At 44.8% G+C, this 12,189-nt stretch carries 9 protein-coding genes and 1 riboswitch; of the genes, 8 read left to right on the forward strand and 1 reads right to left on the reverse strand.

What is annotated here, in order from left to right; genetic code table 11:
• The first annotated feature begins 3 nt into the window (after positions 1–3).
• The 7 genes from copZ to nrdG all read left to right on the forward strand — a co-directional run bounded on the left by copZ (position 4) and on the right by nrdG (position 9,628).
• Positions 4–210: a copper chaperone CopZ gene (gene copZ, locus C232_RS0106745; RefSeq protein ID WP_018662643.1), complete on the forward strand. Its 207-nt coding sequence runs from the start codon at positions 4–6 to the stop codon at positions 208–210.
• A 93-nt stretch (positions 211–303) separates the two neighbouring features.
• On the forward strand, positions 304–2,718 hold the full coding sequence (locus C232_RS0106750; RefSeq protein WP_018662645.1) for a heavy metal translocating P-type ATPase: 2,415 nt from the start codon (positions 304–306) through the stop codon (positions 2,716–2,718).
• Positions 2,719–3,276: 558 nt separating this feature from the next.
• Positions 3,277–3,469, forward strand: a riboswitch (cobalamin riboswitch).
• A gap of 123 nt (positions 3,470–3,592) precedes the next feature.
• Positions 3,593–5,827: a ribonucleoside-diphosphate reductase subunit alpha gene (locus C232_RS0106755; RefSeq protein ID WP_018662647.1), complete on the forward strand. Its 2,235-nt coding sequence runs from the start codon at positions 3,593–3,595 to the stop codon at positions 5,825–5,827.
• The gene (locus C232_RS0106760; protein ID WP_018662648.1) at positions 5,812–6,258 is read left to right on the forward strand and encodes a flavodoxin; all 447 of its coding nucleotides are present in this window, start codon (positions 5,812–5,814) and stop codon (positions 6,256–6,258) included. Before C232_RS0106755 ends, C232_RS0106760 begins: the two co-directional genes overlap by 16 nt.
• Positions 6,239–7,282 (forward strand): ribonucleotide-diphosphate reductase subunit beta, encoded by a 1,044-nt coding sequence (locus C232_RS0106765; protein WP_018662649.1) that lies wholly within the window; start codon positions 6,239–6,241, stop codon positions 7,280–7,282. The genes C232_RS0106760 and C232_RS0106765 overlap by 20 nt, the downstream gene beginning before the upstream one ends.
• Positions 7,283–7,316: 34 nt before the next feature.
• Complete coding sequence (locus tag C232_RS0106770; protein WP_018662650.1) at positions 7,317–9,182, forward strand: anaerobic ribonucleoside triphosphate reductase; 1,866 nt, start codon at positions 7,317–7,319, stop codon at positions 9,180–9,182.
• Positions 9,179–9,628, forward strand: coding sequence for an anaerobic ribonucleoside-triphosphate reductase activating protein (gene nrdG, locus C232_RS0106775; RefSeq protein ID WP_018662651.1), 450 nt, complete (start codon positions 9,179–9,181; stop codon positions 9,626–9,628). Before C232_RS0106770 ends, nrdG begins: the two co-directional genes overlap by 4 nt.
• Positions 9,629–9,744: 116 nt before the next feature.
• On the opposite strand, the gene C232_RS0106780 is transcribed toward nrdG, so the two are convergent.
• Positions 9,745–10,773 carry an aldose epimerase family protein gene (locus C232_RS0106780; protein ID WP_018662652.1) on the reverse strand — a complete coding sequence of 343 codons (1,029 nt, stop codon included), beginning with the start codon at positions 10,771–10,773 and terminating at the stop codon, positions 9,745–9,747.
• A gap of 314 nt (positions 10,774–11,087) precedes the next feature.
• Between C232_RS0106780 and C232_RS0106785 the strand changes: the two genes are divergently transcribed.
• Positions 11,088–12,167, forward strand: a complete 1,080-nt coding sequence (locus C232_RS0106785; RefSeq protein ID WP_018662654.1) for a GntR family transcriptional regulator — start codon at positions 11,088–11,090, stop codon at positions 12,165–12,167.
• Positions 12,168–12,189: the final 22 nt, after the last annotated feature.

Below are 12,189 nucleotides of genomic sequence, written 5' to 3' on the forward strand. Positions count from 1 at the left end.
ATGATGGAAAAAGTAACATTAAACGTACAAGGCATGTCTTGCGAACATTGTGTAAAAGCAGTTAAAGGAAGCGTCGGCGAATTGGCAGGCGTCAAGAGCGTAGACGTCCATTTATCAGAAGGTAAAGTGGATGTTGAATTCGACCCGAATGAAGTCGCGCTTGATAAAGTAAAAGAAACAATTGAAGACCAAGGCTATGAAGTAGCGTAAATTCATACAGAACGGGGCTGTGCTTTCGGGCACGCTCTCTTTTTTCAAAGAAATATACCTATCCAGGGTATAAAGAGGTCGGGAGGTAAGGATATGGCCGCATCATTACAGGAAAAACAGGCCGGCAGCAGCGTCACGCTTGGCATTACCGGCATGACGTGTGCAGCATGCGCCAATCGGATTGAAAAGAATTTATCAAAAGTTGAAGGCGTCAAGAAAGTAAATGTCAACCTGGCAACAGAAAAAGCCGCCATTCAATATGATCCAAAACAGGCCACCGTCGAAAATCTGATCGAAAAAGTGAATAAAACGGGTTACGGGGTACTGGAAGAAAAAGCTCAGCTGGATATTATCGGCATGACATGTGCGGCATGTGCCAACCGTGTTGAGCGGGCACTGAAAAAAACCCCCGGTGTTGTTAGCGCCGCCGTCAACCTGGCGACGGAAAAGGCGAGTGTTGAATACTTGCCGGGACAGGCGAACCCTGAACAAATGATTGCCGCTGTAAAAAAAGCCGGCTATGACGCAAAAGTAAAAGGAGAAGTGGATCCGGACTATGAAAAGAAGATGCGTGAGAAAGCATATAAAAAGCAAAAAATAAAGTTCATAGTTGGTGCTGTGATCTCAGTCTTTTTCCTGTTGCAAATGATCTCGGATATCGCCATGCATTACGGCGGCGGTTTTTCTTTCCATATGAATCCATGGCTGCAGCTTTTGCTTGCTACCATCGTGCAAATTTTTGTCGGCGGCCATTACTATCGGGATGCTTACCATGCAGTCCGGGGCGGTAGTGCCAATATGGCAGTTTTGGTTGTACTTGGTACGTCTACAGCCTATTTATACAGCCTTGTACTCACCATCATCGGTTCGGGGCATATGCTTTATTTTGAAGCATCCGCCATTGTTATGACTTTGATTGTCCTCGGCAAACTGATGGAAACCAGGGCAAAGGGCCAAACATCAGAAGCGATGAAAAAACTGATGGGCCTGCAGGCAAAAGCTGCCCATGTCATCCGGGACGGAAAAGAAGTTGAAGTACCGATTGAAGAAGTGGTTGAAGGCGATTTGATTTTTGTCCGTGCCGGGGAAAAAATTCCGGTTGACGGCGTCATCACAGAAGGCGCTTCTTCTGTCGATGAGTCAATGCTGACCGGCGAAAGTATGCCGGTTTCGAAACAAACGGGTGACACCGTTATCGGCGCGACATTGAATAAAACAGGTTCGTTCCACTTTAAAGCCACAAAAGTCGGGAAAGATACGGCACTCAGCCAGATCATCAAACTGGTGGAAGAGGCGCAAGGTTCGAAAGCGCCGATCCAGCATCTGGCCGACCAGATTTCGGGGATTTTTGTGCCGATCGTGATTTTAATTGCACTGGCGACATTCGCGGTGACGTATTTTGCAGCCGGATTCACCCCCGCGATCATCAGCATGGTTGCCGTGCTTGTCATTGCCTGCCCTTGCGCACTCGGGCTTGCCACACCGACAGCTGTCATGGTGGGAACCGGCCTCGGTGCTGAAAACGGCGTGCTGATTAAAAGCGCGGAGCATTTACAAAGTGCACACCGCATTGATACCGTTGTACTCGATAAAACCGGTACGATTACAAAAGGGGAGCCGGAAGTAACAGACCTCATCCCATATGGCGGTTTTTCGGAGGAAGCACTGCTTACCCTTTCCGCTGCAGCCGAAAAAGGATCGGAACACCCGCTTGGTGCAGCCATTGTAAAAAAGGCGGCTGAAAAAGGCCTGCAGCTGCCAAATGTTACAGAATTCAAAGCTGTCCCGGGCTATGGCATCCGGGTAAAAGTAGAGGCAAGAGAAGTTTTGATCGGAAATAAAAAAATGATGCAGGATGCGCGTATCCGGATGGATGATGTGATCAGCCAAATGGAAAAGCTTGAGGGAAACGGCAAAACGGCCATGCTGGTTGCAGTCGATGGCGAGCTTTCCGGACTGATGGCTGTTGCGGACACGGTAAAAGAAACATCTGCAAAAGCCATCCGTATACTCAAAGAAATGGGTATTGAAACCGTCATGATTACAGGCGATAATCGCCGTACTGCCGAAGCGATTGCCCGGCAGGTCGGCGTAGACCATGTGCTTGCGGAAGTGCTGCCGGAAGATAAATCCAAAGAAGTGGAAAAATTGAAGCAGGCCGGCAAAATCACCGCAATGGTCGGCGACGGGATCAATGATGCCCCGGCTCTTGCTGCAGCTGATGTCGGGATTGCGATTGGAACCGGTACAGATGTTGCGATGGAGGCCGCAGATATTACATTAATGCGCGGCGACTTGATGGGTATTGTCAACACAATCCGCTTGTCGAAAGCAACGATGCGGAAAATCCGCCAGAATCTGTTTTGGGCCTTTGCTTATAACGTTATTCTGATTCCGGTGGCAGCATTCGGGTTATTAAATCCAATCCTGGCAGGAGCAGCCATGGCCTTCAGTTCTGTGTCGGTTGTGGGCAATACACTGTTTCTGCGCAAATGGCAGCCGGTATAAGGGAATTCAAAACGATGAGAAGCCTGCAGAAATCATGGTTCAGGGACACCTGCAGGCTTCTTTTTGTCTATATTCAAACATGAAACTTTAAAGTAATTCTGTAAAGCCGTCATCTTGCGGCATTTGATTCGCCCAAGAAGCTGAACTTGAGGGGGAAATCAGCAAAATTACCAGTTTCCAAAAATAGCAAACAAATTTTGCGGACAATGCCCAACAATGCTTCACTCTATTTCAAGCGGGACAGGATGATTTAATCAAACGTTTGATTAAGAACTAATCGTGCACTCTGCATGCTTTTTAAAAGAAATCACCCCCCCTGCAGTTTTATCCCAACATAACGGGCAGTAAGACTCCCACCTCAAGACTCAAGGTACGAAGAAGATAGGTGGGAGATCAAACTGCCCGTAAAGTTCCGATTAGTTCAACTAACCATCAGTGGGGGATGAAGGAAAACCCCCACTGATGGAAGTTTCACTTTATCTTTTTTATGATTGATATAGACTTTTTGATATGATATGATAACAACATGTAGAAATTAGTTCAACAAAAAATACTAAATATAGTATATCAAGTTCTGGTGGCAAGTTTTTGCCTGAAAAGGGAATCCAGTAGAAGCTGGAGCTGCCCCCGCAACTGTGTGTGCAGACGAATGAGTAAACCACTGTACCCCGTGCTTTTTAGTGACGGTATGGGAAGGGCTTTAGTAGGATGAAGCACAAGCCAGGAGACCTGCCAGAACTTGCAGTTTCTATTCTCGGGGTGCGGAAAGGTGAAACGATGGATACATATTTTCATATACTGTCCTTCTGTCGTTTTTTGCCGTTCATCCCCCGAATGAACGGTTTTTTTTCGTTCAACAAAGGGAGGAGAAAACATGGCAACGATCATTCAAAATCATGTAAACGAGGGCTTACAGTTTATCGATGAAATTTCCGAAGGCTTACACATTGACACAACAAAATATAAGGAAAAGCTTGAAAAAACATGGGATCCGGATGCCCCGCTGGAGGAAAAGACGGATGCCTTGATCAAACATGCACTTGAAAACATCGATGAAGCCGGTGCTGACTGGACTTTTCTGGCAGCAAGAATTTACTTGCAACTGTTATATGCCAAGGCGGCAGCAAACCGCAATTATGATGCATCACGCCGTTATGGCTCGTTTTATACATTGATAAATCAACTCACAGAAAAAGGCATTTATTCTCAAAAACTTCTTCAAAAATATTCACAGCAGGAAATTGAGGCGTTCGGCGCATCCATTCAGCCCGGGAAAGATTTGCTGTTTACCTATCCCGGCCTTTACACACTGGCAACAAGGTATCTTGCGTCCGATTATGAAAAGCAGGTTTATGAATTGCCGCAGGAGCGCTGGATGGTGATCGCAATGTATCTGATGCAGGACGAGCCCTTGGAAAAGCGCATGAAATATGTAAAAGAAGCCTACTGGGCGCTCAGCAATCTGTATATGACAGTGGCAACCCCTACACTGGCAAACGCAGGAAAAACGCACGGACAACTGTCAAGCTGCTTCATTGATACCGTGGATGATAGTCTAAAATCCATTTACGACAGCAACACGGATATCGCGCAGCTTTCCAAAAACGGCGGCGGTATCGGCGTCTACATGGGGAAAATTCGGGCGCGTGGAAGTGCAATCAAAGGCTTTTGGGGTATGTCCAGCGGCGTCGTGCCATGGATGAAGCAGCTAAACAACACAGCCGTCAGCGTGGACCAGCTTGGGACGAGAAAAGGGGCCATCACCATTTATCTGGATGTGTGGCACCGGGACATTGAGGATTTTCTTGATCTGAAATTGAACAATGGCGATGACCGGTTCCGTGCCCGCGATATTTATACAGGAGTCTGTATTCCCGACTATTTCATGGAGCAAGTCGAAAAAAGGGGCGACTGGTATCTCTTTGACCCGCATGAAGTCAAGGAAGTAATGGGATTTTCTTTAGAAGACTTTTATGATGAGGCAAAAGGGAATGGCCAGTGGCGGAAAAAATACCAGGCGTGCATAGATGCCGGCCTCCGTTCCACAAAGAAAATACCGGCAATCGATATCATGAAGCGCATCATGAGATCACAGCTTGAAACCGGTGCGCCGTTCATGTTTTACCGGGATGAAGTGAACCGGCAAAACCCGAATGATCATCAAGGGATGATTTATTGTTCCAATTTGTGCACGGAAATTGCCCAGAACCAATCCTCGACTGAATTGATCGAAGAATATATTGAAGACGAAAATACCATTGTTAAGAAATACCGTTCCGGGGATTATGTTGTATGCAATTTAAGTTCGATCAACTTGGGGAGAGCTGTGCCTGATCAGGTTCTCGAGCGCCTCATTAAAATCCAGGTCCGTATGCTGGACAATGTGATCGATATCAATACATTACCGATCAAACAAGTTCAAATCACAAATCAGAAATACCGTGCGATCGGCCTTGGCACATTTGGCTGGCACCACCTGTTGGCTCTTGAAAACATGGAGTGGGAATCAGAAGCGGCTGTCCGGTATGCAGATGGTCTTTATGAGGACATTGCCTATTATACGATCAAAAGCAGTTTGGAACTCAGTAAAGAAAAAGGCTGTTACCCTGCTTTTCAAGGCAGCAAGTGGAGCAAGGGGACTTATTTTTCAGAAAAAGGCTATACGAGTGAACGGTGGCATGCACTTGAACAGGAAATCAAAGCATATGGCGTGCGTAACGGCTATTTAATGGCGATTGCTCCAAATGCCACGACCTCCATTATCGCCGGGTCAACAGCCAGTATTGATCCGATTTTTAAACCTTATTATATTGAGGAAAAAAAGGATTACAGAATTCCGGTAACGGCACCGGATTTGAATTACCGGACTTATGATATTTACCGCCGATCTGCCTATAAGCTCGATCAAAGATGGTCGATCAGGCAGAACGCTGCAAGACAGAAGCATATTGACCAAAGCATCTCTTTTAATTTTTATGTACCCAATAACATCAGGGCATCTATTTTACTCGATCTTCATTTGCAGGCATGGCGTTCCGGATTGAAAACCACCTATTATGTGCGTTCGACTTCCAATGAGGTGGAAGAATGTGAGTGGTGCCAAAGTTGAGGGTACTGATTGCGTATTTATCGTATAGCGGCAATACGAAAGAAACGGCCGAATTGCTTGAATCTGAGTTAAGAGCGCGCAACATGGAAGTGGATATGCACGCGATCGGTACCTCCCCGCCAGTGGAACCCGAACAATATGACCTGATCTTGATCGGGACGTTTACATGGGAACGGGGTGCCACACCGGACGAGGTAAAAGATTTTGTCTTAGAAATCGGCTATAAACCTTCCAATGTCGCCGTATTTGGCACCGGGGATACACAGTTTGGCGGCGACGACTTATTCTGCCTGGCCGCCGTCAAGCTCGCAAAATTTTATCATAGCAAATGGGCGCCATTAAAGATCGAACAATCCCCGCGCGGAAGCCAGGAACAAGAAGTGGAAAAATGGATAGAAGGAGTGCTGCATGATGCAAAAATCAATGCTTGAAAAAGCCAAAACATTAGATCCGGCCCATCCGAATAAAGCAACTGCCCTATTCGGGGGAAAATCAAGCGGAATATTAAATTGGAATGATCTTGCCTACCCGCATTGGTATAAAACGTACAAACGATTATTGGGAAACTACTGGCAGTCCGATGAAGTGAATATGTCAAGCGATGTTAAAGCATTTCCTTTGTTGTCCGAGAAAGAACGGGAGACTTATTTGAAAATCATCAGCCTGCTGGCCACACTCGATTCATCGCAAACGAGGACGATTTTGCTGGCTTCATTATATGCCACAGACCCGTCCGTTCAATCGATTATGGCCGTGATTGCCCAGCAGGAAGCAGTCCATAATGAAAGCTATTCGTATATTCTTTCATCTGTCGTTTCTTTGGACAGGCAGAATCAAGCTTTTGAAATTGGCAGGAAAGATCCGATATTGCTGAAAAGAAACCAGAAGCTGATGATCCAATACAACCAATTTGCAGAACAGCCGAATATCGAAAACATTCTCAAAACTTTGGTATATTCCACATTATTAGAAGGCTTATTCTTTTATTCCGGTTTCGCTTTCTTTTATAACTTGGCGCGCCAGAATAAGATGGTCGGCACATCAACGATGATCAGTTATATCAACCGCGATGAACTGGAACACGGGCGTTTTATATCCGAACTGATCCGGGCCGTCCTAGCAGAAAATCCGGAATACAATACACCGGCCTTTACCAATTGGGTCTATGCCCATTTCAAGGAATCCGTAGATTTGGAGATTGAATGGTCGAAGTATGTGCTTCACGATGTCGAGGGGATCGACCTGGAGGAAATGGCCGGCTTTATTCAGTACAGGGCCAACAAAATGCTGCGGATGATTGGCTTAAGTGAGCTATACCCGCAGCATGTAAAGAACCCGATGAAGTGGATTCGCGCGTATGCGGATAATTTTGACGGGACAAAAACCGACTTCTTTGAACAGAAATCCCGGTCCTATACAAAAGTAAGTGATTTAAACGGGTTTGATGAACTTTAAGACGAATATTTTTGAAAAACCGGAGAGATAATCGATGAAAACAAGCACACGGAGCGATAAAAGTTTCCCTTTACATGCACTGGATGAGATCGTTTACGGGAACAATCATGATCTGATTCAGGAAAATGCCAATGTTGACGGCAATTCGCCAATGGGGCAGGCTTCAAAAATGGCTTCAGAAGCCGCCAAATCTTATGCGAAACAAAACATGATCAGTGAAGAGGTAAGGCAGGCGATAGATGAAAATTTCATCTATCCGCATGATCTTGATTTTTTGCCGATGGGTACAACAACCTGCTGCCAGATCCCGCTGGGGAAAGTGTTAAAGGGGGGATTTAATACCGGACACGGATTTATGCGGGAGCCAGGTGATATCACAAGTGCCATGGCCCTGGCTGCGATTATTTTTCAGGCCAACCAAAATATGCAGCATGGCGGCCAGAGTTATCCGGCATTTGACTATGACCTTGAACCCTATGTACATAAAACGTTCCAAAAAAATCTCAGCCGCCTGCGTACCTATTCCACTTTATATACAGATCAGGAAATGGAAGAAATCGCCTGGAAAGAAACAGACCGCGATGTTTACCAGGCGTGCGAGGCATTTATCCATAATTGTAATTCCATGCATTCCCGCGGGGGCGGCCAGGTGCCGTTTGTGTCCATTAACTACGGCACCGATACGTCGGAAGCGGGGCGCCTGCTGATTAAAAATATCCTCCTGGCAACAAAAGCCGGTTTGGGCCATGGGGAGACGCCTATTTTTCCAATTCAAATTTTTAAAATGAAAAAAGGGGTGAATTTTGATCCGGGAGACCCCAATTATGATTTGTATCAACTGGCGCTTGAAACGACGGCAAAACGTTTATTTCCAAACTTCAGTTTTATTGATGCCCCGTTTAATTTTCAATACTATAACGGCACACCGGAATCTGAAGTGGCCTATATGGGATGCCGTACGCGTGTCATGGGAAACCGGCACGGCGATGAAAACAGCATCAGCCGCGGGAATCTGTCTTTTACTTCGATTAACCTAGTCAAAATTGCACTAATGGCAAATTGCACGGACAACTTTTTTGAAATGTTGGATCGCTATATTGACATCACCATTCAACAATTACTGGAGCGGTTTGCATTTCAACGGAAAAAGCGGGCGGAACACTTTGCTTTCTTATACGGACAGCAGATTTGGAAAGACAGTGAAACCCTTCACCCGGATGATGAAGTCGGGGAAGTGTTAAAACACGGTACATTGAGCGCCGGTTTCATCGGTCTTGCCGAAGCACTTGTTGCGCTAACAGGCAGCCATCATGGCGAATCGGAAGCTTCCTATCAATTGGGCTACCGGATTGTCAGCCATCTGCGTGAAAAAATGGATCAGGCCAGCGAAGTTTATGATTTGAATTTCTCTTTGATCGCCACACCTGCCGAGGGTCTGTCCGGGAAGTTTACGCGGGCGGACCAAAAAGTTTTCGGGAAGATTCCAGGTATAACAGACCGCGACTATTACACCAATTCATTCCATATTCCGGTTTATTACCCGATTAAAGCGATTGATAAAGTCAGGAAAGAAGGCCCTTTCCATGCGCTTTGTAACGGCGGCCATATTACCTATATTGAATGTGACGGAGATGTTTCGAAAAACATCCCCGCAATGGATACTTTAGTAAAAGCCATGGCAGCAAATCAGGTTGGCTACGGCGCAATCAATCACCCTGTTGACTGCTGCGGCTGCTGCGGCTTTTCGGGAATCATTGATACGGAATGCCCGGTCTGCCATAATGCCGATGATAATAAGATTGAGCGGATCAGAAGGATTACCGGTTATCTGGTCGGGGATATGAAAAGATGGAATTCAGCAAAACTTGCGGAAGAAAAGGAAAGAGTGAAGCACCAATGAGGATTATGAATATACTCCACGACTCGGTCGTCGACGGGGAAGGCTTGCGCACGGTGATCTTTTTTGCAGGCTGCCCGCACTTCTGCAAAGGCTGCCATAACCCTGCAAGCTGGAATATCAACAACGGAACGGAAATGACAGTAGAAGAAGTGGTGGAGGAAGCCGCAAGCAATCCTTTAACAAATGTCACCTTATCAGGCGGTGAACCATTTTTCCAGGCAGAAGAAGCGTGCAAACTGGCGAAGCAACTGAAGCAAAAGGGGAAAAATATTTGGGCATACACCGGCTATACAATTGAACAGCTGCGCACATCCAATGACCCGGATAAGCTTGAACTGCTGGGCTATTGCGATTGTCTCGTTGACGGCCCGTTTATACTCGAACAGCGGGATTTGAGTCTAACATTCCGCGGCAGCCGCAACCAGCGTGTGATCCGCTTATCTTGACCAAGCCATTTCGCCAATGATGGCGGGAAACCATCATTGGCCTTTTACTAACTTATGATTCTAAAGAGCATTCACTGCGCTGCATATCGAAAAGATAGATTTTTGCAGTGGGGAAATCAAGCATCCACTGCTAAGGCATACACGATATGATAGGACTGTTCCTGATGCGGTTGTAATATAATATTTCCAAAATCCGGATGATGGACAGCATCAGGTAATGTTTGCGGTTCAAGCGCGGCAGCCATGAAGGGTTTCAGATCTGCCCCTCCATTCACGCTTTCAGGTTTGCCGATCGCATTCAGCGTATACAGGATACAGGCGTTTCGGTCTGAATACAAATCAACACGGCGCCTATTTTCTGTATTCTTTAGTGTTGCAATCAAAGGCCCGGAAACTTGAAAAGGGTGGTCATACCCTGTGAAACCGTCTTTTTTGACGGATTCAATCATTTTGTCCAATGTCTGTGATTGCCGAAAATCGAAGGGCGTGCCGTCAACCGCAAACAGTTTGCCTGTTGGAATCAAGTCATTTCCAAGCTCAGCAACCCGATTGGCATGCATATTCAGCTCATGACAGACAAGTCCACGTGTTTTATCATTGTTAAGATTGAAATAACTATGAACCGTTGGATTAAATAAAGTGGCTTCATCTGAATCATTAAACCCGTTAAATTCAATGTGAAACTGATGATTTTCTCCCCATCTGTAAGTAATGGAGGTTTTCAATATTCCTGGAAATCCGTCATCTTCTCGTGTGATTTCACGTGTAAACTCAATGCCGTTATGAATGGTTTTGGCATGCCACCATAAATGGTGAAAACCGTTGGCACCACCGTGAAGCGTGTTCGTTCCTTCATTTTGGGGCAGTTGGTATGGATGGCCATTTAACCGGTAAGAACCATCCTTGATCCTGCCGCCTACTCTTCCGATTGCTTTGCCAAAAAAGTAGGTTTGATCATTATACATAGAGTCAGGACGCGCGAATTGCAGCAGAATATTACTGGAATATCCGGAACTGTCCGGCATTGTCAGCGATGTCAGCGCCGCGCCATAATTTACACAGGAAAAGGCGTATCCATCGCCGTTGTCAACCGTGTACTTTGTAAGAGAGCCCCATTCGCTTTTCAATTCTTCTTGCGTAATCATCATGCATCCTTCTTTCTTTTGCAGCGATATAGTCGATCACCGCACTGGTAAAAGCCTGTTTATTCGCATAGGAAAGTAAATTTTTTCTACTCCAAAATGATGAGGGTTTGTTTTGTTGTATACGTTTTCATCATATAATTGATCCGTATGAATGTCAACAAATTAAATTTGTTATGCGTTGAAATGTATAAGGATGGCATGATCGTACGTATAAGAGCCTGATTTTTGTTTTTTGATAGAAGGGAAGTATGTTATGATTATTAAATATGATGCAGGTTTTTTATGATCAAAAAATTTATTAAAGGGAATCAAACATGACCAAAAAGTATGAAAAAATTAAGCAGGATATTAGAGAGAAAATCTTATCAGAAGAGTACAAGGTAAGTGAGAAACTGCCCACTGAATCGGAACTCATGGAGATGTATCATGTGAGCCGTTTCACAGTAAGGCATGCAATTGATGAACTGGAGAAGGAAAATTTTGTTTATCGCATTCAAGGCGGCGGAATATTTGTCGATAATTGGAAAGAAAAGCCTAAGTCTGCTATTAAAAATAAGACAATCGGCCTGATCACAACCCACATAGCGGATTATATTTTCCCAAATATTATTACAGGAATTGATAATTATATATCAAACTACGGGTATTCCATTCTGATTGCCAATACACAAAACAACCCGGAGAAGGAACGGAAAAGCTTAACCAATTTATTATCAAATGAGTTATCCGGATTAATCATTGAACCAACAAGAAGTGCGCTGAATAACGCCAACAAAGGGATTTACGATAATATCAAGTCAATGGGCATTCCTATGCTGTTTATTAATGCTGTCTATGATGATATGGATATTCCTTATTTAATCATGGATGATGAAAAGACCGGGGAAATGATTACAAACTATTTAATCTCCCGGGGGCACAAACAAATTGCTGGTATATTTAAGGTTGACGATAAACAGGGGGTTCTTCGAATGAAAGGTTATATCAAAGCCTATCAGGACCATCCTGAGATCTCAAATATGAGTGAAATCATGATGTATCAGACGGAAGAAAATAAAATTAACATGTTTAAAAAGCTTCATACAAGCCTGAAACGACCCGAGTTTGCCCCGACTGCAATTGTTTGCTATAACGATCAGTTAGCGTTTCAAGTGATCAATTTTGTGAAAGAAATCGGTTTGAAAATTCCTGAGGATCTTTCCATTATCAGTGTTGATGATTATCAATTTTCGAAATTTATCAATCCGGGTTTAACAACCATTCGCCATCCGCAGGAAAGAATGGGGCTTGATGCCGGTAAAATGATCATCGATATGCTAAATAAACAACCGGTTACATCAAAAATATATGAGCCGGAATTGATTGAAAGAGACTCTGTAAGAACGATTCATTAACTCAAAGAAAAAACACCTTAAA

This window comes from Heyndrickxia acidiproducens DSM 23148 (genome assembly GCF_000374345.1).
Classification (GTDB): Bacteria; Bacillota; Bacilli; order Bacillales; family Bacillaceae_C; genus Weizmannia; species Weizmannia acidiproducens.

Coding starts and splice junctions, on each gene's coding strand:
- C232_RS0106750 (WP_018662645.1), top strand. CDS start 304: ATGGCCGCATCATTACAGGAAAAACAGGCCGGCAGCAGCGTCACGCTT.
- C232_RS0106770 (WP_018662650.1), top strand. CDS start 7,317: ATGAAAACAAGCACACGGAGCGATAAAAGTTTCCCTTTACATGCACTG.
- copZ (WP_018662643.1), top strand. CDS start 4: ATGGAAAAAGTAACATTAAACGTACAAGGCATGTCTTGCGAACATTGT.
- nrdG (WP_018662651.1), top strand. CDS start 9,179: ATGAGGATTATGAATATACTCCACGACTCGGTCGTCGACGGGGAAGGC.
- C232_RS0106765 (WP_018662649.1), top strand. CDS start 6,239: ATGCAAAAATCAATGCTTGAAAAAGCCAAAACATTAGATCCGGCCCAT.
- C232_RS0106780 (WP_018662652.1), bottom strand. CDS start 10,773: ATGATTACGCAAGAAGAATTGAAAAGCGAATGGGGCTCTCTTACAAAG.
- C232_RS0106785 (WP_018662654.1), top strand. CDS start 11,088: ATGACCAAAAAGTATGAAAAAATTAAGCAGGATATTAGAGAGAAAATC.
- C232_RS0106755 (WP_018662647.1), top strand. CDS start 3,593: ATGGCAACGATCATTCAAAATCATGTAAACGAGGGCTTACAGTTTATC.